24 protein-coding genes, 1 riboswitch and 1 other annotated feature are annotated in these 22,255 nt (G+C 43.7%); of the genes, 20 read left to right on the top strand and 4 right to left on the bottom strand.

From position 1 onward, the window contains the following. Window positions 1-143: 143 nt before the first annotated feature. On the bottom strand, window positions 144-1,460 hold the full coding sequence (locus tag ACP7A0_RS00005; protein ID WP_060596077.1) for a S1C family serine protease: 1,317 nt from the start codon (window positions 1,458-1,460) through the stop codon (window positions 144-146). 168 nt (window positions 1,461-1,628) lie between these two features. Between ACP7A0_RS00005 and proG the strand changes: the two genes are divergently transcribed. The 10 genes from proG (at window position 1,629) to ACP7A0_RS00055 (ending at window position 12,024) form a co-directional block, all read left to right on the top strand. Further along, window positions 1,629-2,453, top strand: coding sequence for a pyrroline-5-carboxylate reductase ProG (gene proG / locus ACP7A0_RS00010; protein WP_060596078.1), 825 nt, complete (start codon window positions 1,629-1,631; stop codon window positions 2,451-2,453). A 189-nt stretch (window positions 2,454-2,642) separates the two neighbouring features. Next, window positions 2,643-3,467 carry a M55 family metallopeptidase gene (locus ACP7A0_RS00015; RefSeq protein ID WP_426003876.1) on the top strand — a complete coding sequence of 275 codons (825 nt, stop codon included), beginning with the start codon at window positions 2,643-2,645 and terminating at the stop codon, window positions 3,465-3,467. An 18-nt stretch (window positions 3,468-3,485) separates the two neighbouring features. After that, window positions 3,486-4,421: an ABC transporter permease gene (locus tag ACP7A0_RS00020; RefSeq protein WP_034663045.1), complete on the top strand. Its 936-nt coding sequence runs from the start codon at window positions 3,486-3,488 to the stop codon at window positions 4,419-4,421. Continuing rightward, window positions 4,418-5,380 (top strand): ABC transporter permease, encoded by a 963-nt coding sequence (locus tag ACP7A0_RS00025; protein ID WP_044138912.1) that lies wholly within the window; start codon window positions 4,418-4,420, stop codon window positions 5,378-5,380. Before ACP7A0_RS00020 ends, ACP7A0_RS00025 begins: the two co-directional genes overlap by 4 nt. A 7-nt stretch (window positions 5,381-5,387) precedes the next feature. Then, a complete protein-coding gene (locus ACP7A0_RS00030; protein ID WP_426003879.1) occupies window positions 5,388-6,398 on the top strand; it encodes an ABC transporter ATP-binding protein in 1,011 nt (336 codons plus the stop codon). Beyond that, a complete protein-coding gene (locus tag ACP7A0_RS00035) occupies window positions 6,398-8,020 on the top strand; it encodes a peptide ABC transporter substrate-binding protein (protein ID WP_426003881.1) in 1,623 nt (540 codons plus the stop codon). Before ACP7A0_RS00030 ends, ACP7A0_RS00035 begins: the two co-directional genes overlap by 1 nt. A 111-nt stretch (window positions 8,021-8,131) precedes the next feature. Then, a complete protein-coding gene (locus ACP7A0_RS00040; RefSeq protein ID WP_106030742.1) occupies window positions 8,132-9,073 on the top strand; it encodes a S66 peptidase family protein in 942 nt (313 codons plus the stop codon). Beyond that, window positions 9,070-10,149 (top strand): mandelate racemase/muconate lactonizing enzyme family protein, encoded by a 1,080-nt coding sequence (locus tag ACP7A0_RS00045; protein WP_034663034.1) that lies wholly within the window; start codon window positions 9,070-9,072, stop codon window positions 10,147-10,149. The genes ACP7A0_RS00040 and ACP7A0_RS00045 overlap by 4 nt, the downstream gene beginning before the upstream one ends. Continuing rightward, the gene (locus tag ACP7A0_RS00050; protein ID WP_060596081.1) at window positions 10,149-11,066 is read left to right on the top strand and encodes an NlpC/P60 family protein; all 918 of its coding nucleotides are present in this window, start codon (window positions 10,149-10,151) and stop codon (window positions 11,064-11,066) included. The genes ACP7A0_RS00045 and ACP7A0_RS00050 overlap by 1 nt, the downstream gene beginning before the upstream one ends. After that, window positions 11,056-12,024, top strand: coding sequence for an ABC transporter ATP-binding protein (locus tag ACP7A0_RS00055; protein WP_060596082.1), 969 nt, complete (start codon window positions 11,056-11,058; stop codon window positions 12,022-12,024). Before ACP7A0_RS00050 ends, ACP7A0_RS00055 begins: the two co-directional genes overlap by 11 nt. A gap of 39 nt (window positions 12,025-12,063) precedes the next feature. Here the strand turns inward: ACP7A0_RS00055 and ACP7A0_RS00060 are convergent, their stop codons facing one another. Further along, window positions 12,064-12,945, bottom strand: coding sequence for a dimethylarginine dimethylaminohydrolase family protein (locus ACP7A0_RS00060; RefSeq protein ID WP_375567299.1), 882 nt, complete (start codon window positions 12,943-12,945; stop codon window positions 12,064-12,066). Between the two features lie 179 nt (window positions 12,946-13,124). Here ACP7A0_RS00060 and ACP7A0_RS00065 point away from each other — a divergent pair, with 179 nt between their 5' ends. The 5 genes from ACP7A0_RS00065 (at window position 13,125) to ACP7A0_RS00085 (ending at window position 16,017) form a co-directional block, all read left to right on the top strand. After that, complete coding sequence (locus ACP7A0_RS00065) at window positions 13,125-13,646, top strand: acyl-CoA thioesterase (RefSeq protein ID WP_060596084.1); 522 nt, start codon at window positions 13,125-13,127, stop codon at window positions 13,644-13,646. 114 nt (window positions 13,647-13,760) lie between these two features. After that, window positions 13,761-14,087, top strand: coding sequence for a PadR family transcriptional regulator (locus ACP7A0_RS00070; protein ID WP_106030745.1), 327 nt, complete (start codon window positions 13,761-13,763; stop codon window positions 14,085-14,087). A gap of 4 nt (window positions 14,088-14,091) precedes the next feature. Then, window positions 14,092-14,844 carry an HAAS domain-containing protein gene (locus ACP7A0_RS00075; RefSeq protein WP_106030746.1) on the top strand — a complete coding sequence of 251 codons (753 nt, stop codon included), beginning with the start codon at window positions 14,092-14,094 and terminating at the stop codon, window positions 14,842-14,844. A gap of 120 nt (window positions 14,845-14,964) precedes the next feature. Further along, a complete protein-coding gene (locus ACP7A0_RS00080) occupies window positions 14,965-15,453 on the top strand; it encodes a small multi-drug export protein (RefSeq protein WP_106036729.1) in 489 nt (162 codons plus the stop codon). Between the two features lie 18 nt (window positions 15,454-15,471). Then, entirely contained in the window at window positions 15,472-16,017 is a 546-nt protein-coding gene (locus ACP7A0_RS00085; protein ID WP_106036730.1) for a GNAT family N-acetyltransferase, read from the top strand. A gap of 17 nt (window positions 16,018-16,034) precedes the next feature. Here ACP7A0_RS00085 and ACP7A0_RS00090 read toward each other — a convergent pair whose 3' ends face one another. After that, window positions 16,035-17,078, bottom strand: coding sequence for a bifunctional transcriptional activator/DNA repair enzyme AdaA (locus tag ACP7A0_RS00090; protein ID WP_060596089.1), 1,044 nt, complete (start codon window positions 17,076-17,078; stop codon window positions 16,035-16,037). Between the two features lie 279 nt (window positions 17,079-17,357). Then, window positions 17,358-17,465: riboswitch (guanidine-I (ykkC/yxkD leader) on the top strand. A 66-nt stretch (window positions 17,466-17,531) separates the two neighbouring features. Here ACP7A0_RS00090 and ACP7A0_RS00095 point away from each other — a divergent pair. Further along, window positions 17,532-17,861 carry a DMT family transporter gene (locus ACP7A0_RS00095; protein ID WP_034663015.1) on the top strand — a complete coding sequence of 110 codons (330 nt, stop codon included), beginning with the start codon at window positions 17,532-17,534 and terminating at the stop codon, window positions 17,859-17,861. Then, complete coding sequence (locus ACP7A0_RS00100; protein ID WP_060596090.1) at window positions 17,858-18,172, top strand: DMT family transporter; 315 nt, start codon at window positions 17,858-17,860, stop codon at window positions 18,170-18,172. The genes ACP7A0_RS00095 and ACP7A0_RS00100 overlap by 4 nt, the downstream gene beginning before the upstream one ends. 32 nt (window positions 18,173-18,204) lie before the next feature. Here ACP7A0_RS00100 and ACP7A0_RS00105 read toward each other — a convergent pair whose 3' ends face one another. Then, entirely contained in the window at window positions 18,205-18,390 is a 186-nt protein-coding gene (locus ACP7A0_RS00105; RefSeq protein WP_060596091.1) for a hypothetical protein, read from the bottom strand. Between the two features lie 162 nt (window positions 18,391-18,552). On the opposite strand from ACP7A0_RS00105, the gene purU reads away from it, so the two are divergent. From purU to ACP7A0_RS00120, 3 genes are all read left to right on the top strand, one after another. Further along, window positions 18,553-19,455 (top strand): formyltetrahydrofolate deformylase, encoded by a 903-nt coding sequence (purU, locus tag ACP7A0_RS00110; protein WP_034663009.1) that lies wholly within the window; start codon window positions 18,553-18,555, stop codon window positions 19,453-19,455. A 43-nt stretch (window positions 19,456-19,498) separates the two neighbouring features. Continuing rightward, window positions 19,499-19,717, top strand: a binding site (T-box leader). A 55-nt stretch (window positions 19,718-19,772) separates the two neighbouring features. After that, a complete protein-coding gene (proB, locus tag ACP7A0_RS00115; RefSeq protein WP_426003888.1) occupies window positions 19,773-20,870 on the top strand; it encodes a glutamate 5-kinase in 1,098 nt (365 codons plus the stop codon). Between the two features lie 12 nt (window positions 20,871-20,882). Continuing rightward, complete coding sequence (locus ACP7A0_RS00120) at window positions 20,883-22,130, top strand: glutamate-5-semialdehyde dehydrogenase (RefSeq protein ID WP_426003890.1); 1,248 nt, start codon at window positions 20,883-20,885, stop codon at window positions 22,128-22,130. Window positions 22,131-22,255 lie beyond the last annotated feature (125 nt).

The following is a 22,255-nucleotide window of genomic DNA, read 5'->3' on the forward strand; positions in this document are numbered from 1 at the left end:
TAGTGTGGAACATGAGAAAAACACCTTCCTTAAGTGGGTTTTTCTCTATTATAAAATGAGGAGATGGAAAGTTTAAGGAAAAAATAAAGCTGTCGAGATTTTCTCGACAGCCTGAGCAGCTCATTCATGAGCTGCTTTTTGCTTTAGGAACTTACCTGCTTAGATTCAGATTGTATTAATGTAACCTTCTTTGTTTCTTCTTTTCCGTTTCGAATGAGTGTGATGCTCACGGTGTCTCCTACTTTTGTATTCGTGTATAGCTCATGACGTAATTCACTTCCGGTTTTGATTTGTTTCCCATCGATGGCGGTAATGACATCCTCTGACTTAAAGCCAGCTTTGGCGGCAGGTGAGCCTGCGGCGATTTCTTTGACGTACACACCTTTATCCCGCTGACTATTTTTGAGCCCGAGTGTTTCTTTCTGATACACGTCCGGGACTTGTTCGAGATCCAGCATGCTGATGCCGATATATGGACGCTCAATCTTTCCTTTTGCGAGAAGCTGATCGGCGATTGGTTTGACATCATTGATTGGAAGTGCGAATCCAATGCCTTCAACACCTGTTTCAGAGATTTTCATACTCGTGATCCCCACAACCTTTCCGTCTGTCGTAAGAAGCGGGCCGCCGCTATTACCTGGGTTAATGGCTGCATCTGTTTGAATGACATTAATGCTGCTTTCGCCTGCTGATGTGTTCATAGAGACTGTTCGGTCGACACCGCTGACAATTCCTTGGGTCACCGTTCTTGATAGATCTTCACCAAGCGGGTTTCCAATTGCGATGACGGTTTCCCCAGCACGCAGCGAGGAGGAATCGCCTAATGCCGCGACCTTTGTCACATGACTGCTGCTAATTTCTACAACCGCTAGGTCAGTCAGGGGGTCAGCTCCGACCAGTTTTCCTTCAACAGTTTTGCCATCGTGCAAGGAAACCATTAGTTTATTTGCCCCTTCAATGACGTGGTTGTTTGTTAAGACATAGGCTTTACTTCCGGATTTTTTGAAAATCACCCCTGAGCCTGTACCTGTTTTTTCCTCTTGACTGTTTTTGTTTTGCTGTGATTCATCAAAAGGCGTATTGAAATCGCCAAAGCTCATGTCTGTTTGACTTTGCGCTTGGTAGTTTGTAATGCCGACAATGGCTGGTGATATATTTTCGACCATGCTTGAGATACTGCTCGATGAATGTGATGTTTGGACGGCGGTTGTTTTTGACGAATTGGCACTCGTATCATTTGTCGATACAGCTTCTGTTTTTGCTGCTGAATCGTTTGCTGTGTTGTCTGATGCGTGCTGGGCATATGGCGTAAGGACGTAGACACCTAATGCTAGCGTACCACCCACAATGCCGCTGACGAATGGCTTAAACCAGCCACTGGGCTTCTTCTTTTGTTTTTGTGGCTGTTCAATTGTTTGAAGTTCATGAGAAGGGTGTTTTTCATTTTTGTGATGTGTCATTCGAATCACTCTCTTTCTTCAATTTTTCATGTATGGTTCGAGGGATTTTACCTTATGTGGTGGATACTGACTATATCGTAAGAAAAAAGTGTGGGATAAAAATGAAAACATTGTGGGAAATTGTTAAAATAAGTAGTGTATCTAAGCAAAAATAGAGGAGATTAAACTGTGGAGACAATTGGAATGATTGGATATGGAAGCATGGCTGATATGATGGTGCAAAAATGGCTGGAAAAAGAGGTACTCAATGCCCATCAAATCATGATCCATACAAGAAGTGAAACGGACCGCCTGCATCAGCTCAAAGACAAGCATCAAGAAATAAATATCTGCTCATTAGACGAACTTTCTGCCTCATGTGATGTACTTTTTGTCTGCGTGCCGCCGCTTGTTGTACTTGATGTGCTCGATCAACTGCCTTCAGCAGCCAAATCGGTACATATTGTGTCAGTAGCCGCGGCTGTGACGTTAGACAAGTTATCAAAGCATACGACTCAACCAGTTTCCAGATACATCCCAACGCTCACGTCAGCTGTTGGAACGGGCGTATCCCTCGTTGCGCATGGTGAAACCGCAGGTCAGGAAGAAAAGGCGCGTTTGCACCGTCTCCTTTCAGCTTTTAGCATCGTCCGTGAAGTAGAGGAAGACCGGTTTGATGCGGCGAGTAATTTGACGAGCTCTTCTCCTGGTTTTATCGCTGCTCTTTTTGAAGAAATGGCGAGAGCGGCTGTGAGAAATAGTGAGCTTTCCTTAGAGGAAGCGTATGAATTTTTAACGTATGCCCTCTTAGGCACAGGTCAAGTCCTTGTAGAACGCGGCCTCACCTTTGCTGAAACCGTCAATAGAGTGGCGACAAAAGGGGGCATTACAGGTGAAGGCGCTGAGGTCATTCAAAAGCAGGCACCTCAGATGTTTGATGATCTATTTACACAAACCATGAAGAAATATGAACAGCTGAAATCACAGATTAACGAAGCTGACAAACACCACTAAAGACATAGTTAGTGGTGTTTTATTTGTTAAAAAAATCCTTTGTCATACAGTCTTTTGACCTGTATTAACTGAGTCTAATTTCCTTATTTTCAGACATTGTATTGAAAAATCAATCAAGTAATCATATAATTTTTTAGAAAATTTAGAAAAATATACACAAATTTTAAGTTTAATTAAAGGGGGATGGGGATGAAACTCTATGTATCTGTTGATATGGAGGGGATTACTGGTCTAGCTGATCATACATTTGTCGATGCCCGTCAGCACAATTATGAACGGGGCAGAAAGATCATGACAGGTGAAGTGAATGCCTGTGTAGAGGCACTTCTTCAGCATGGCGCAACCGATATTTTGGTCAATGACAGTCATTCTAAAATGAATAATCTGTTGATCGAAGAGCTGCATGAAGAGGCTGCTCTTATATCTGGTGACGTCAAGCCTTATTCCATGGTGCAAGGATTAGATCAAACCTATGACGCTGCTGTTTTTTTAGGCTATCATGCGAGGGCATCTATGAAAGGCGTGATGTCTCACAGTATGATTTTTGGTGTCAGACATTTTTACATAAATGATCACCCAATTGGTGAAATGGGCTTTAATGCGTATGTTGCAGGCTACTATGGTGTGCCGATGATTCTTGTTTGCGGAGATGATCAAGCGGCACTTGAAGCGGAAAAGCTGATGCCTGGTGTGAAAACAGTAGCAGTGAAAGAGACCATATCAAGGTCTGCTGTGAAATGTTTCACGCCTGCCAAAGTCAATCAACAAATCTCGCAGCAAGTGGAAGCCGCAATGAAACAGATTCATCACATCAAGCCGCTGACGCCTCCTGATCAGCCGCTGCTGAAGATTGAGTTTGCCAATTATGGACAAGCTGAATGGGCGAATTTAATGCCGGGTACTGCCATCATAGAAGGAACAACAACGGTGACGTATCAAGCAGAGAATATATTAGAAGCCTACCAAGCGATGCTTGTCATGACAGAGCTTGCCGCACGTACAACATTTTGTTAAGCGAGGGGGAGACGGCAGATGACCAGCTTTTTGCTCAAGCGTTTTATTGCGATGATTGCCACGATCTTAACGATTACGACTTTAACGTTTATTTTAATGAAGGTCATCCCAGGATCGCCCTTCAATGAAGAACGAAATACAAACGAAACCGTCCAGCGAAACCTCGAAAGCTACTATCACTTAGATGAACCACTGTATGTTCAATATGTCATCTATTTAAAATCCATCGTTACCTTTGATTTTGGTCCTTCCATTAAAAAGCCTTCAGAAAGTGTCAATGATCTATTGGCAAGAGGCTTCCCAGTCTCATTAGAACTTGGTCTTATCTCAATATTGATTGCTGTCATCTCCGGCATCCTGCTCGGGGTCATGGCTGCCCTCCGGCATAATGGCTTGATTGATTATATCGCCATGACCATTGCTGTTTTCGGTATATCCATTCCAAACTTTATCTTTGCTACCTTATTAATTCAGCAGCTTGCTGTGAATTTGAAACTCTTTCCTACAGCGATGTGGACAAGTCCGATGCACATGGTGCTGCCAACCATCGCTCTTGCTGTCGGTCCAATGGCCATTATTGCCCGGTTAACAAGATCGAGCATGATTGAAGTGCTGTCGCAGGACTATATTCGCACTGCCAAGGCAAAAGGACTTTCTCCCTTTAAAATTGTATTTAAACATGCGCTTCGAAATGCGCTTTTGCCCGTTGTGACCATTCTTGGGACACTTGTCGCAAGCATTTTAACAGGAAGTTTTGTCATTGAAAAAATATTTGCGATTCCTGGAATGGGAAAATACTTTGTCGAGAGTATTAACAACCGTGATTATCCTGTCATCATGGGGACCACTGTTTTTTACAGCATTATTTTAATCACACTTCTTTTCATTGTCGATGTGGCGTATCGCCTGCTTGATCCAAGGATTCAGCTGCATCAGAAAGGAGGAAAGGCATGAGTATACACCTACAGCAGGATCAACCGAATCCGCATCATGAAGTGCCAGACGAATGGTTTTCTCCGAGAGAGCAAAAGAAAACGGAGGCCCATGCCATTAAAAGACCCTCTCTTTCGTATTGGGCAGACACGTGGAGACGGCTGAAGCAAAATAAGCTTGCGATGTTTAGTCTATCGGTACTGATTTTTCTTTTTATCATGGCGCTATTAGGCCCATTGCTTGCGCCTAATAGTGTGACAGAGCAACGTCTTTCGATGCAAAATCTGCCTCCATCAGCTGCTCACTGGTTCGGAACGGATGAGCTTGGACGAGATGTGTTTACGCGTACATGGTACGGGGCGCGTATTTCGTTATTCGTAGGCGTCATGGCAGCCCTTATTGATTTTGCCATCGGCGTGATTTATGGAGGGATTGCCGGTTATAAGGGCGGGAGATATGACCATGTCATGATGCGAATTGTCGAGGTGCTCTACGGTCTTCCTTATTTACTCGTTGTCATTTTATTAATGGTCCTGATGGGGCCAGGGCTTGTCACCATTATTGTAGCGCTCACTGTCACCGGATGGATTGGAATGGCAAGAATCGTAAGAGGTCAAGTTCTTCAGCTGAAAAGCCAGGAATATGTCCTTGCCTCAAAAACCTTTGGTGCAAAGAGCCTGCGTATCATTCGCCGCAACCTGCTGCCGAATACGATGGGGCCGATTATCGTTCAGATGACCTTGACTGTGCCGACCGCGATATTTGCTGAAGCGTTCTTAAGCTTTCTTGGTTTAGGCATTCAAGCACCGTTTGCAAGCTGGGGCGTGATGGCCAATGATGCGCTGCCGACAGTACTGTCAGATAACGGACATTGGTGGCGTTTATTTTTCCCTGCGTTTTTTATTTCACTCACGATGTTTTGCTTTAACAATTTAGGTGATGGCTTGCAAGATGCGCTTGATCCAAAGATGAAGAGGTGATGGCGCTTTGAAAAAAGTTCTACAAATCATCGATCTGCACGTCAGCTTTCGGACATATGGCGGCTCAGTTCGAGCGGTACGCGGAGTGAATGTGGATGTATATGAAAAAGAAACCCTTGCCATTGTGGGAGAATCAGGCTGCGGGAAAAGTGTGACTTCACAAAGCATTATGAGGCTGCTGCCAGCTTACAGCGCTCATGTCGATCAGGGAGAAATCTGGTTTGAAGACCGCAATTTGCTGTCATTATCTGAAAAAGAAATGCGCGCCATACGAGGTGTCGATATCTCGATGATCTTTCAAGATCCAATGACCGCACTGAACCCAACCTTGACAATAGGGGACCAGCTCATGGAGGCGGCAAAGGAGCATCAAAAGCTGACGAAAAAAGAAGTGAAAGAAGCCGCCATTCGGATGCTTGATTTGGTCGGCATTCCGCAGCCGAAGGAAAGGTTAAAGCAATACCCTCACCAGTTCAGCGGGGGAATGAGGCAGCGGCTCATGATTGCCATGGCACTGATTTGCGAGCCCAAAGTGCTGATTGCAGATGAACCGACGACCGCGCTGGATGTGACCATACAGGCACAAATATTAGAGCTGTTTAAAGAGATTCAGAGAAAAACAGGTGTCACCATTATTTTAATCACACATGATTTAGGGGTCGTAGCCCAAGTCGCAGACCGAGTGGCGGTCATGTACGGGGGGAAAATGGTGGAGGTCGGAACGAGGCGAGATATTTTTTACAGTCCGCAGCATCCTTATACAAAAGGACTTCTACAATCCGTTCCAAGACTTGATATGAAAGATGTACTCATTCCAATTGAAGGAAGCCCGCCTGATTTATTTGCTCCACCAAAGGGCTGTCCGTATACAGATCGCTGTCCGGCCGCCATGAAGGTGTGTGATCATATCATGCCGCATGAAACGCAGCGGTCACCTACCCATACAGTGCATTGCTGGCTCCAAGATGAGCGAGCGAATCAAACGGTTTTATCTTCAACACAAAGGGGGAGTTTTTGATGAGAAAAAAAGGGTGGATCATCAGTGTATGTTTGTTCACGATCATGCTGCTCGCAGGATGTACAGCCAATGAGCAAGCAGGGAAAGGATCATCAAGCAATAAAGGTGAAAAGAAAGTGTTAACCTTAAATAACGAAAATGAACCGACGTCGTTTGATCCGCCGATTGGTTTTAATAATGTATCGTGGCAAGGACTCAATAACTTAATGGAGGGATTAACAAGACTGAATGAAAAACACGAACCATCTCCTGCAATGGCGGAAAAATGGGAGATATCAGAGGATGGAAAAACGTACACGTTTCATTTAAGAGATGGCATCAAGTGGTCAAATGGTGATCCAGTGAAAGCGAGTGATTTTGAATATGCGTGGAAGCGGCTGCTTGATCCGAAAACAGGCTCTTCTGCATCGTTCTTAGCGTACATGATTGAAGGCGGAGAGGCATTTAACAGTGGAAAAGGCAAGAAAGAAGACGTGAAAGTCAGCGCTGTAAATGACAAAACGCTTAAGGTCACACTGGCTTATCCGCAGAAATCGTTCTTAAATATGACCGCAAACCCTGCCTTTTTCCCAGTCAATGAACAGGTAGCTAAGAAGGACCCAAATTGGGCAAAAGACGCCAAAACCTTTGTCGGAAATGGACCGTTCAAGCTGACAGAGTGGAAGCATGATGAGAGCTTCACAATGGAAAAAAGTGAGACGTATTGGGACAAAAAAACAGTCAAGCTGGATCAAGTGAAGTGGCTGATGATCAGTGATCGAAACACAGACTATCAAATGTATCAATCAGGAGATTTAGATACTGCCTTTGTTCCAGCAGAGCAAAGTGAAAATCTGCTGAAAAATAAAGATGTACAAATTGAAGACCAGGCTGGATTGTTCTTTTATCGTCTGAATGTGAACATAGAACCATTTCAAAATAAGAACATTCGCAAAGCTTTTCAAATGGCGATCAACCCGCAAGATATTGTGGATTATGTGACGAAAAATGAAGAGAAGCCAGCACGCGCTTTCGTCTCGCCAGGCATCCTAGATCCAAAGGGTGAGGATTTCAGAGAAGCTGGCGGTGATCTTGTGAAGAATGATAAGAGTGAAGCTGCAAAGCTATTAGAAAAAGGGCTGAAAGAAGAGAACTATTCGAAACTGCCAGCCGTCACATTAACATATAGTACAAAGCCTGAGAACAAGAAAAAAGCGGAAGCCATCCAGCAGCAGCTGAAAGAAGCGTTAGGTGTAGATGTGAAGCTTGCAAACATGGAAGCCAATGTATTTGCAGAAGATCAAAAGGCGCTGAAATTCCAATTCTCACAAAGTTCATTTTTAGCAGACTATGCAGATCCGATCAACTTCCTAGAGAGCTTCCAAACAGGGAATGCCATGAACCGGACAGGATGGTCTAATGATACCTATGATCAGCTGATCAAAAAAGCGAGCCAGGAAGCAGACGAACAAAAGAGAAACAGCTTCCTTCATGATGCAGAGGCACTTCTCATTGAAGAAGCACCGATCATTCCGATTCATTTTTATAACCAAGTCCATTTACAAAAAGAAGGTGTGAAGGGAATTGTCCGCCACCCCGTTGGGTATATCGATTTGAAATGGGCGCAGGTAGATGGAGAGTGATATTAGGATCAAAAGACGCTTTTAGATAAAAGCGTCTGTTCCTTTATTCGTTCATGTTATGAAGCAGAAGCCCATAGATTGAAAGAAACAAAGAGAAAGAGGGGATATGGCATGAGCCAGCTGCCAGTGGCACTTCAAACAGGGGATACGGTGGGGATTATTGCACCAGCAAGCCCGCCTGATGAGCTGAAATTAGCAAAAGGGATTGCCTTTTTAGAAAGCCTCGGGCTAAAGGTGAAAAAAGGAAAGTATATCGACTGCCGGTATGGGTATTTAGCAGGCTATGATCATGAAAGAGTGGAGGATCTTCATCGCATGTTTCAAGATCCAGAAGTGAAGGCGGTTATTTGTGCTTGCGGAGGATACGGGACTGGAAGACTTGCGGAAGTCATTGACTATGACCTGATTCGCCGGAATCCAAAAATCTTTTGGGGCTATAGTGATATTACGTTTTTACATACGGCCATCCAGCAGCAGACTGGTCTTGTGACCTTTCATGGTCCAATGCTTTCCTCTGATGTGGGACTTGAGGAGGTTCATCCTTATACGAAAGATACCTTTTTACAGCTGTTTGCACCGAAAGCCTTTACGTATGCGCACCACTTGTCACCCCTTCATACTTTCTATCCGGGCACCGCTTCAGGTGAGATTGTAGGAGGAAATCTTGCCCTCATCGTGACAACACTTGGTACACCTTTTGAAATCGATACGAAGGGAAAGCTTTTGTTCATTGAAGATATTGACGAAGAGCCCTATAAAATTGATCGAATGATGCAGCACCTCACATCTGCTGGGAAATTGGATGATGCGGCTGGATTCATCATTGGAGATTTTCATCAATGTGAGCCAAAAAAGAAAGATCAGTCCCTTACATTGAATCAAGTATGGGGCACCTATATTGTCCCGCAAAAGAAACCTGCACTTGGGGGCTTCCGGATCGGTCATTCTTCGCCGAACTTTGCTATTCCAATGGGCACGCAGGCTGCATTAGATGCGACAGGAAAAAAACTGCACATTTCTCCAGGCGTTGCAGCGAAAGAGGCGATCAAATGAAAATCGTCGATGTTCGTACATGCAGAATGAGTGTACCGCTAAAAAAGCCTTTCAAAACCGCTTTACGAACGGTGTATGACGCAGCATCTCTGATCGTTATCATCACATATGATCAAGGTGACGTCAGCTACGGAGAAGCAGTCCCGACAACGGTGATTACAGGTGAAACGCTGGAAAGCATCGACTATGCCATATGCGAAGTGATCAGACCGATTTTGCTTGGAGCTTCCTTGTCAGAATATGAACAAATTTTTTCTCATATGAACCGAGTGCTCGCTTGCAACACAAGCGCAAAGGCAGCGGTTGACATGGCCATTTATGATGGCTTAGCGAAGCAGGCAGGACTTCCGCTTTATCAATACCTTGGCGGATATCGCAGTCAGCTTGAAACCGATTATACGGTCAGTGTAAACCGTCCGCTTGAGATGGCGGAAGATGCGAAGCAATACGCAGCTGAAGGCTTTCAGACGTTAAAGATCAAGGTAGGAAAAGATGACATAGATACGGATATTCAGCGTATCAAGCGAATTCGAGAAAAGGTCGGGCCGGATATTCAGATCAGACTCGATGCGAACCAAGGATGGACGTGGAAGGAAGCGATCATAGCCATTCGGAAAATGGAGGCGCTGAATATCGAACTAGTAGAGCAGCCGGTTCCGAAAGAAGATATCGAAGGCCTGCGCCGTGTGACAGAAGCAACAGATACATTGATTATGGCAGACGAAAGCATTTTCAGTTTTCATGATGCGATCAAGGTGCTTGAAACGAGAAGCTGTGATCTGATCAATTTAAAATTAATGAAATCAGGCGGCATAAAAGAAGCCCTAAAAATCAATGCTCTAGCAGAAGCATACGGCGTAAAGTGCATGGTTGGCAGTATGATTGAGTCAAAACTTGGCATTACAGCAGCCGCTCATCTCGCCGCCAGCCAGCCGAATATCACCCGCTATGATTTTGATGCCCCGCTGATGCTAAAAGAGGACATGGTAGACGGAGGAATCGTGTACAAAGGAAAAGATATCTTTTTCCCGCCGCATCATGGGTTAGGCATTCAAGGGGTGAAAGGAGTCTCATGATGATATTTGAATCAAAGGTTGCAGTTGCGAACGTATGGACAGCGCCGCAGTCACCGAGAGAAATCGATCAAAAGGTACTTCAGGGCTCCTTCAAAATCAAAGAGTGGATTGACAAGCAAACATATGAAGAAAAACTGGCTTTATGTGAAGAAAATCTGATCCAATCGCAAGTACTGCTCGGCGAACGAGTCATTGGATTAGAAGAGACAGACGGCTGGATGAAAGTCGTCATTCCGCAGCAGGCCAGCCGGAAACATCCGCAAGGCTATCCTGGCTATATACCTACGAACCATCTAAAGCAAGTGACAGAAGGAAGTGCGCCAGCTATATCTCATATCGTTTGTCAGAAAAAAGCCATGCTCTATCGAAATGGGCAAGCGGACATGAAAATTAGTTTTTTAACAGAGCTCGCAGCTGTAGAAGAAACGAGTGATTGCTTTCGCGTTGTCACACCAGCAGGGACGAGAGAAATCAATAAAGTAGATGTGCAGTCAGTTTCATCCATTTCTTCTATGACCGGCAAAGATGTTGTAGAGAAGGGAAAACAATTTATTGGTCTTTCGTATTTATGGGGCGGCATGAGCAGCTTTGGCTATGACTGTTCAGGCTTTGCTTACAGCATGTATAAAGCGTGCGGATATCTTTTGCCGAGGGACGCAAGTGACCAAGCAGTGCAAGGAACACCGGTCGCATCAAGCCATTTAGAACAAGGCGACTTATTGTTTTTTGCCAATGACAACGGAAAGGGAGCTGTCCGCCATGTTGGGATCTACGCAGGTGACGGTATGATGCTTCATTCGCCTAAAACCGGCAGAGAAATTGAACTTCTTTCCCTTTCTGGCACTTCATATGAAAAAGAATGGGCAGGTGCAAGACGGTATTTGCCAAGCGAGAGGAGGAATGGTCATGGCAGTTGAACCACTTTTACAAGTAAACAATCTCAAAAAACATTTTCATCTATCGAAAGGAAGAACGCTTAAAGCGCTAGACGGTGTCTCCTTTCAGCTGAAACAAGGCGAAACGTTTGGCCTTGTTGGCGAGTCTGGCTGCGGAAAATCCACACTTGGAAAAGTGCTTATGCGTCTTTATGAACCGACAGATGGGGAAGCCTTATATGAAGGGAAAAGTCTTCATCACCTTTCTAAAAAAGAATCATTTGATTTTAATCGGCAAATTCAAATGGTGTTTCAAGATCCGTATTCCTCCTTAAATCCGCGGCTGTCTGTAAAAGATATTATGCTGGAGCCAATGGAGATTCACAACCTTTACGGGAGTCAAAAGAAAAGAGTTGCCCGGGTGAAAGAACTACTTGAAGCTGTTGGACTTAGCTATGACTTTGCGACTCGCTATCCTCATGAATTCAGCGGAGGGCAGAGGCAGAGAATCGGTATTGCAAGAGCCCTCGCCTTAGCGCCGAAATTTATTGTGGCAGATGAGCCAATTTCTGCACTAGATGTCTCCGTTCAAGCGCAGGTTGTGAATTTACTGAAGAAACTGCAAAAGGAGGAAGGGCTGACATTTCTCTTTATTGCGCATGACTTGTCGATGGTCAAATATATCAGCGACCGAATCGGTGTCATGTATTTAGGTCATCTCGTCGAATTGACCAGCAGTGATATGTTATATCAAACACCGCTGCACCCATATACACAAGCCTTGCTGTCAGCGATCCCCATTCCAGATCCTGACGTGGAGGACAAGCGCAAAAGGTTCATTTTAAAAGGAGAAATTCCAAGTCCAGTGAACCCGCCAAGCGGCTGTGTATTTCGAACAAGGTGTCCTGCAGCGATGGATGTGTGTGCTGAAAAAAAGCCAACATTACAAGCAGTAGAAGAAGGACATGATGTCGCCTGTCATTTATACGATCGAACATAAAAATAGACAGAAAAAAAGCCAGCAAGTAGACAAGCTGTTCTACACGCTGGCTTTTTTAGTGGATGAACGCCGAATCGGCAATGTGCAGCATCTAAAAGAGCCGCCAGATTTAATGATTTCTGAAAAATCCACTTCAATGACAGTGTACCCGTGAGCGGTTAATGCAGCATTTGTTTGTTGATTGATGGGCAAACTGATCACTTTTTTCTGTCCAAGGGATAAAACGTTTGGTCCGAGTGTGAATTGCTCTTGTTCGCTTATTTCAATTAGATGATAATGCATTTGAAGCAGGTGAAGATCCTCTTTTTTGAACGCTTCAGGATAAATCAATATCTCATCATGAGAGAGAATATTCATCACACAATCGAGATGCAAAATGTGAGGAGGAAGATGAATGGGAATGATGTCATGATCAGGCAGTCCTTTTTTGAGCTCATGGATAGCGGCTGGGTTTGTTCTCTTGCTCGTTCCGACAAATACGCGTGTTTGATCCACAAGTACATCGCCGCCTTCAATCGTTCCATTTGTCAGGGTAACAGTTTTCAATCCATTTCCCTGTGCCCACTCTTTTAACAATTGTTCTTCTCCTTGCCGAACTGGAGCGGCCATGCTTGAAACAAAGAGTGTATGTCCAATCGTAAACCCAATATCCCGAGTAAAGACTTGCTCAGGAAAGCGGTCATTTGCAGGAAGCATAATGGGGCGTACTTGATGGTCTTTTAGTGTTTGGATCAATTGCTTATGCTGAGCAATGGCTTTCATTTGAGAAATATTTTCTCTTGCAAAATGTTTTTGGGTTTCGTTGATGATCTGTTTGATTTCCATATAGATGGGACTGCATAAAAGGACTTCTTGTAAATCGTCATATTCACTCATGCATTGCGGCATTTTGTGTATTTGTTCTGCTCTCATAGAATCCATCAAATGGCCTCCTTGTTTGTTCATAGTTCTATTATTCCTCGTTCTAGTCATAGTTGAAACATTTCCGAAAGAAAATCTCTCACAAGAGACTAAAGCAAAAAGTTTAGACAAACCTAAAAGAATAGTGTTTAATAAAAGTCGTTCCGCATTCACGAAAACAGCATGAAGGAGCTATGATGATGAGTGAAGAAAATTTCAAATACTGCAAGGAATCGAAAGTTGTCAAAACCAGCAGGGTATTCCCTCTCGATACGAATAACCACCAAACCTTATTTGGCGGGAAATTAATGAGTTATATAGATGACATTGCATCCATCTCGGCAGCAAGACACAGCCGCAGTGAAACGGTCACGGCGTCGATGGATTCTGTTGACTTTTTAGAGCCGATTGGACAAAAAGAGTCAGTATGCTTGGAATCCTATGTGACGTGGGTCGGCACGTCTTCCATGGAAGTGTTCGTCAAAGTCATGAAAGAAAACTTGATGTCTGGAGAGCGCAGACTTGCAGCGACTTCATTTCTGACTTTTGTCTCGCTAGATGAAAACGGAAAGCCAAAACGAGTTCCACAAGTCGTACCGGAAACAGAGGAAGAAATCATGCTGCATCAAACAGCGAAGCAGCGGGCAGAGGAAAGAAAAAGCCGCCGAAAGCATAGCAAGGCACTGGCTGACGCACTTGGAACAGATAAACCATGGGCGTAAAAATCACCCTTTCAGCGGTGATTTTTTTCTAGGATAGTATCTTGCATGACAAGATAGTGTGTGGTAAGATGATGCTATCTTGTGATGCAAGGTACTGGAATCGGAGGAACAAAGATGACAACATCCACACAAATGTTAAAAGGAATTTTGGAAGGCTGCCTGCTGTCGATTATTTCTGAGGGTGAGATTTATGGATATGAAATGACAAAGAAGCTCGCGCATTACGGGTTTGATCAAATTAGTGAAGGAAGTATCTACCCGATTTTGCTGCGTATGCAAAAGGAACAGCTGGTGACTACTGTCACAAAAACATCAGCGAGCGGACCGAAAAGGAAATACTATACGCTCACACAAGCTGGAGAACAAGCGCTCACAGAGTTTATGACCCGCTGGAGTGAGCTTTCAAAAAATGTAAACTGCTTATTACAAAAAGGGAAGTGAGATTATGGTATCAAAAGAAACAAGACACATCCTACTAGAGCTGAAATTATATCTCATATCAAAGGGAAAAAATGTGGACGAAATTGATGAGCTGATGGATGAATTGACGACACACGCGGTTGAGGCTGAAAAAGATGGTAAAACAGGGGAGGCTGTGTTTGGCGGAGATCCGCGGAGCTATGCTGATGAACTCGCAAAAGAGCTGTCAGGACACCATAAAGACTGGGTTCCATTCATCAGTGCCTTCTTAATCGGGTCTCTCTTCTATATGATTTTATCAGATGCGATCAGTCAAAGCTTATCCTATTCTTGGTATGCATTGATTGGCTATCCGCTCGTTTTAGTGGCCAATGTCATCATGATCATTGTGATGTTTAGAGCGTCTGCCTTTCAGACAAGCCGCCGGGCATTTCTTTACTTTTGGATCTTAGGAATCTTTCAGCTGACCGCGATGGTCACAATCAAACTATTGGATCAAAAACTCGGCACACCATTACTTGTCCTGACCTCAGGTCAAAGATGGGGCGTCATCCTGCTCATGCTGCTATGTATCATTGTCTTTAATGCGATCTTAAAGGCGAATGTCGTTTCATTGATTCCGATCATCTTTTTCGGACCGCAGCTCCTATTTGAATGGATTGGCTGGACATCACCAAGCGTGCTTCTCTTGCAAAGTCTACTATCGGTTGTGATCTTAATAGGGCTTATGCTCATTGTTTTACGCCGGACGAATAAGAAAAATGAAAATACATTGTAAAAAACAGAGCACATCTATAATCCTATAAGATGTGCTTTTCTTTTTCTAAAAAAATGTAGAAATGGTATCGTGTTTTTCATTACAATGGGAAGAGGACAAAAATGAAAAGGGGTTCTGTGCTTGGATATTTTATGGGGATATGTACTTGTGTTTGTATTGGCTGCTTTGCCTTTTTTTGAAGTGGTAGGTGTCGTTCCGTTGGCCATTTTAAGTGGCATGCATCCTGTACCGACTGCGGTCATTGGATTCATCGGCAATTTTTTTACCGTTTTCCTTCTCATTGTTTTCGTAGACCGCTTCAAAGCATGGCGGTTGAAGAGAAAAGAGGACAAAAGTGATGAAAAAGGAGAGAAAAAGCAGCTGCGGGCCAGAAGAATTTGGGAACGATATGGTCTCCCGGGATTAGCGCTCGTCGGACCTTTTATCATCGGCAGTCATCTAGCGGCATTTATGTGCATGAGCTTCGGGACGAAAAGAAAGCAAGTCGCAGTGTGGATGACAGTCAGTTTAATGATGTGGACAGCGCTGGCAGCTAGTTTAACCGGTGCGGGAATCCATTACTTTGCCCCAGATTCAAATGGATTGTTCGGAGATATTTTTAGTAAGTAAGTGAGGGGAGGATCATAAATGAAACTTCAAACACGGACAGTGCTTGAAACAGATCGGCTCAGGCTAAGAACGATGAATGAACATGATGCGCCATTTTTATATGATATGTTGTTCCAAGATGAAGAAGTGATGAAGTATTATCCTTCTTTGAAGGATGAGCAGCAGACGAAAGAGTGGATTGCATGGAATCAAAAGAATGACCGTATGTATCATACTTCCCTCTGGATCATTGAAGACAAAGAAACGAATGAACCACTTGGACAAAGCGGCATTGTTCTGCAAAACATTGAAGGACAAACCGAACTTGAAATCGGCTACATGCTAAAGAAAGAAGCGTGGGGAAATGGCTATGCTGCTGAAGCCGCAAAAGGCTGTCTCACCTATGGCTTTGATGAAATGAAAGTCAGACGAATGGTGAGCTTAATCCGCCCAGACAATGAAGCATCGGTAAAGGTCGCTTTAAAAATGGGCATGAAAAAAGAAAAAACCATTTCGAAATGGGACCAAATCATTGATGTCTACAGCATCACCCGCAACGAAGAAAACGGCTCGCTTACAAAATAAGCAGAGCCGTTTTTATTTTATATCCGCTGTTCTAGCTGAAGTAAATATTTCTTCCGTTCTATCCCGCCGCCGTAGCCGCCGAGCTCACCACTTGTTTGAATGACGCGGTGGCATGGAATGATGATCGCCAATTGATTGGCACCATTTGCATTCCCTACCGCCCGGACCAAATGCGGATCGCCCAGCATCACAGCAAGCTCGCGGTAAGAACTTGTTTCGCCTGATGGAATGCGTGTGAGCAGGTCCCACACCTTCATTTGAAAAGGGGTGCCATGTAAGGAAAGTGGTACCGAGAACTGCGTGAGTTTTTTCTCAAAATATAAGGTCAATTCCTTTGCTAATTGCTGATGGACGTTTGTTTCCCCGACTAAAATACGGGCTTGATGCTTTTTTCTCATGTTTTCAATTTCCTTTTCGAGTCCCCGCCTGTCCACAAATTCCAGTAAATACACATGCGTCGCATCTGTCACGCTGATCATCCGCCCGATCGGTGTAGAAATAAAATTAGCGTGGAGAATCTTGGTTTGCGTCTTTTTAGGGGGATTTCCCATAATTTTCGTAAATGCATCATTGAAGGCACTCGAAGATTCATAGCCCAAGGCGACCTGCTGATCAATCACTTTTTTTCCATTCAGAATTTCTTTAAAGGCAAGTCCCATTCGGCGTGATCTCGCATATTGAACAAAGGTCATACCATAGATTTCTTTGAATTTCCGCCGTGCCGTTGCAGAGTGAATCCCTAATTGATGAAAGTCTTCTTCTTTCCAGCGTTTTTCAGGATGTGTTTCAACTGCAGAAACGAGTGTTTTGACTTCTTCCGGAATGCTGTTAGGGTATGTTAATGGTGTGCAGCGCTTGCACGGACGATATCCTGCTAGCAGTGCTTCTTCTGCTGTAAAGAAAAACTCACAGTTCTCATATTTTGGTTTTCTAGCGGTACATGTGGCATGGCAGAAGATACCAGTGGTCTTAATGCCGGCAAAGAATGTGCCGTCATATTGCGGGTTCTTGTCAACCAGTGCTTGATAAAATTCATGTTTCTGTTCGTCGGTTATCATCATACGATCCACCTCTTGGTTTCCTATAAAATGTGATTCAGCGTACTTTGGGCTGGTAAACAAAGCGTCATCTTGGATCGTTCATCACATCAATCTTATTTCATTATATCAGCGATGTGATCATTTCTCTGTCTATCATTTAGTATACGCCGGTCTCATATCATTTCTTTCGAAAAATGAACAAGTATATTTGAAGAGGGAGAGCAAACTGGTAGACCGGCATATCGGGGTGTGATAAGATTTTTAATACAGAATCTGCTCTAAGTCAGGTCTGTATATCATGAATTGGTTTTCTAGGGTTCCGTGCGCTGGTGCAGTCTGGTCCGAGAGAAAACACATAGGGTCTTAGAAGAGGCCATATGGACACGGAGGGATAAAAGCCCGGGAGATTTGATCAAGCGATCGATTTCCAGGCTTTTTTTGTTGGTTGGAATCGTTCAGAAAGGAGAAGATCAGATGAAATGGGGAAATGTCTTTATTGCGGCCATCTTTGAAGTCGGCTGGGTGATGGGGCTGAAATATGCCCACTCGCTCATAGAATGGGGCGCAACCATCGTTTGTATTATCGTGAGCTTTTATTTACTCATGAAAGCAACAAGTGTACTGCCAGTTGGCACACTTTATGCCGTTTTTACCGGGCTTGGAACAGCAGGTACCGTCCTCATAGGCATGGTGCTTGGTGAGCCGGTTCAGCTTGTCAAACTGCTTTTGATTGTGATGCTTTTGTGCGGTGTATTAGGGCTGAAGCTGACAACAGGTGAAAAGAAGGGAGAGGCTGAATCATGAGCTGGCTTTTACTCATTGGAGCAGGCATCTTAGAAATGCTTTGTGTGACCATGATGAATCAATTCCAAAAAGAACGGCATGTCAAATGGATTTTATTCATTGCAGCAGGTTTTTCGATGTCCTTTCTGATGCTGTCTCTTGCGATGAATACGATTCCGATGGGAACGGCGTACGCTATTTGGACTGGAATCGGAGCTGCTGGAGGCGCCATGGTCGGTATGCTGTTTTACGGAGAGTCGAAAGACGCAAAACGTATTTTCTTCATCGCCCTGATTTTATCTGCGGCAGTAGGATTGAAAATCATTGAATAAGAAAAGGCTGGCAGATAGATGCCAGCCTTTTGTTACATTGAATGATGATTGGAATCGTTTTCATTTTTGCGGTAAAGCTGGCTCGCAAGCAGAAAACACACACCAAATGTGAGAAAAGGAATGAGTCTTTCACCGGCTATAAAAAGGGAAATACCTGTGATCAGACAAACGATGCCGAGCCAAAAGCTCACTTTACCAAACAAAGTCATACTTTTCATCTCCATCACTCCTTTTATGATAAAAGGTCTATTCACATTATATCATGCCAGGTGCAGAATTGAATGAATATTCAATAAAAAACAGGACTCTACATTGCTTTTTCTCTTTCCAGTCCAGTATAATATTTCATTAGAATGAAAACGTAAATGAGGTCATGATACATGAGAACTTTGATAACAGAGAAACTTGAATTACACAGACAAAAGCATGAGCAAAAAGGAAGGTTGCTTGTCAGCTGTCCGGATCAGCCTGGAATTGTATCAGCTGTTTCTTCCTTTTTATTTGAGCACGGAGCGAATATCATTGAATCCAGCCAATACACAACAGATCATGAAAGCGGCCGGTTCTTTTTAAGAATTGAATTTGATTGGAAAGACATCTCGGCAAATATGGATCAGCTGAAACATCAGTTTGAGCCAATTGCAGCATCATTTCAAATGACGTGGAGCATGTCGCGTGCAAGTGAGCTTAAAAAGCTGGCGATCTTTGTGTCAAAAGAGCTTCATTGTTTACATGAGCTGCTATGGGAATGGCAAAGCGGAAATGTCATGGCTGAAATTGCGGTCGTGATCAGCAATCATGAAACGGCAAAAGATACAGTAGAATCGCTTGGAATCCCGTTCCATTTTGTGAAGGCGAACAAAGACATTCGCAAAGAAGCGGAAAAACAGCAGCTCGCATTATTAGAAGAGTATGATATTGATGCCATTGTGCTTGCTAGATACATGCAAATTTTAACGCCTGAATTTATTGAACAGCACCCGAACAAAATCATTAATATTCATCATTCTTTTCTGCCAGCGTTTATTGGTGCAAATCCATATAAGCGGGCATATGAGCGGGGAGTCAAATTAATTGGCGCGACTTCTCATTATGTGACCAATGATTTAGACGAAGGACCGATCATTGAACAGGATATTGAGCGTGTAGATCACCGGGATGATGCAGAAGCATTAAAAAATATTGGCCGAACAATTGAGCGGAGTGTGCTTGCACGTGCCGTCAAATGGCATCTAGAAGATCGAATAATTGTGCATGAGAATAAAACGATTGTATTTAATTGACGGCTTGACTTTTCCTGAGCAATTGGTGATAATATAAAAAAATTAACGAGCGTTGAAAAGGAATAGTAAGCAGGAACTGATGCGTAAAGAGAGCAAATGATATGCTGAAACATTTGCCGCAGACAGCTGCTGAACCTGCCCTTTGAGCCTTAGAGGAAAAATCTAAGCGCGTGCCTGGCGTTACAGGAGTTGAGTGGAATAAGCTAGATGTATGCTTATTCAATGAAGGTGGTACCACGGAAAATCCCTTTTCGTCCTTTACATAAGGAGAAAAAGGGATTTTTTTGTGCCTAAAGGTATAGCGGAGGGAATCAATAATGAAAAAGCAAAGGATCGTCATCAAAATTGGCAGCAGTTCATTAACAGAGCAAAAAGGAGCCATTGATGAACAAAAAATGCAGGATCATGTGAAAGCGATAGCAAAGCTGAAAGAGGCTGGGCATGAAATCATTTTAATTTCGTCAGGAGCCGTTGCAGCAGGGTTTGGCAGCTTAGGGTATCCATCAAGACCTGTGACTTTAAAGGGGAAACAGGCAGCAGCAGCGGTTGGACAGGGCTTGTTAATGCAGAAATATACAGAGCTATTTTCACAGTTTCACATGACACCTGCACAAATGCTTTTAACCCGTAATGACTTTTCAGATCGAACAAGATATCGAAATGCTTACGCTACGATGATGGAGCTGCTGGAAAGAAAAATTTTACCGATCATTAATGAAAATGATTCTGTTTCCATTGAGGAGCTTACCTTTGGGGATAATGACATGCTGTCAGCTCTTGTCAGTGGATTAATCCATGCAGACCAATTGATCATCTTAACGGACATTAACGGAATATATGATGCAAATCCAAATGAGCATCCTGAGGCGAAGCGTTTTGATGTACTGACACACATTTCAGAAGAATTGTTTTCATATGCGAAGAGCACAGGCTCAAAAGTGGGAACAGGCGGGATGAAATCAAAGCTGTCTGCTGCACAAACGGCACTTTCACTAGGCGTTAAAGTCTTCATTGGCACAGGTACTGGAGAAGACAAGCTGCTTCACATTCTTGCGGGTCAAGGAGACGGAACGTATATCGGAGAACAGGACTTATCAGCGATCAACAACCGCCGTCAATGGATTCAATTCCATTCACCCGTTTCTGGCAAAATCATGATAGATGCAGGAGCAGAAGCGGCGATTTTGCATCATGGCAGAAGTCTTCTTCCAGCTGGCGTCATTGATGTCGCTGGTGACTTTTCTAAAGGAGAGGTCGTTGAAGTGGTCGGTCCGAACGGATTAGTGGGTAAGGGACAAACCTTGTACGCATCCGATGAGCTTCTCGGCATTAAAGGGATGCGAAGTGATGAGCTTTCAAATGAGAAGCCTGAGGTTATACACAGAGATCACTGGGTACAGCATGTACAAAACTGAGGAGGGAATACGATGAATGAAGTTCTTGAAAAAGCAAAAAAAGCAAGTACAGCCAAAGATCAGCTGCTGCTAAAAACGACGGAGCAAAAAAATGCAGCTTTACATGCCATCGCAAATGCACTTAAAGCATCTTCCGCTTATTTATTGAAGGAGAATAAAAAGGATGTTCAGGCTGCCGAAGAAAAGCAGTTCACGCCTTCTGTTATTGACCGGATTACACTCACAGAAGAGAGAATTGAAGCCATCGCAGACGCAACCCTTCAACTCATTCACCTAAAAGACCCAATTGGTGAAACATTAGAAACCATTCAAAAAGAAAACGGTCTGTTCATCGAAAAGGTGCGTGTGCCTCTCGGAACGGTTGGAATGATTTATGAAGCAAGACCAAACGTGACAGTAGATGCTGCCACCCTTTGCCTCAAAACTGGGAATGCTGTTATTCTTCGCGGGAGCTCCTCTGCCATTCATAGTAATAAAGCGATTGTCAAGGTGATCCATGAAGCGCTTCAGACAACGGATATTCCAGTAGACAGTGTGCAATTGATTGAAGATACAGGCCGTGAAACGGCGAAAACGCTGTTCACTTTAAATGAATATCTGGATGTCCTTATTCCGCGCGGCGGGAAAAATTTAATTGATCTTGTCGTGAGAGAGTCTACCGTGCCAGTGCTTGAGACAGGTGCAGGGAACTGTCATATCTATATTGATGAAACAGCGAAAAACGAAATGGCTGAGCAGATTGTGCTGAATGCTAAAACCCAAAGGCCATCTGTTTGCAATGCGATTGAGAGCATTGTCATTCATGAAACATGGGCAAAAACATATGGCGCTTCGTTATTTGAAGCCCTGCATGCAAATGGGGTAGAGATACGGGGCGATGAAGCCGTATGTGCCCTTGCGCCTAGTGCTTCATTAGCGACAAAAGAGGACTATGAAACAGAGTTTTTAGCGCCGATTGTCAGTATTAAAATCGTAGAGAGCATAGAAGAAGCGATTCAGCATATTCAAACGTATAGCTCCAAGCACTCTGAAGCGATCATTACAGAAAATGATCAGCATGCTTCACTTTTCTTAACAGCTGTCGACGCTGCCGCTGTCTATCATAATGCTTCTACTCGGTTCACAGATGGCTTTGAATTTGGCTACGGAGCAGAAATAGGGATTAGCACACAAAAACTGCATGCAAGAGGGCCGATGGGTCTGCCGGCTTTAACCTCTGAAAAATTTGTCATTCGTGGTCAAGGACAAATAAGAGAATAACGAATTCAAAAGAGAGTCTTGTGACAGCAGGCTCTCTTTTTCCTTTCATTTCATTTTTGTATTTCTTCGGTCAAGTATGATAAAATATGGTAATGTTTTATATTTTGAGAAGATTGGAGAAGGCA

The sequence above is a fragment of the Bacillus sp. DWP3-1 genome (genome assembly GCF_049896565.1).
In the GTDB taxonomy this organism is placed as follows: Bacteria; Bacillota; Bacilli; order Bacillales; family Bacillaceae; genus Bacillus.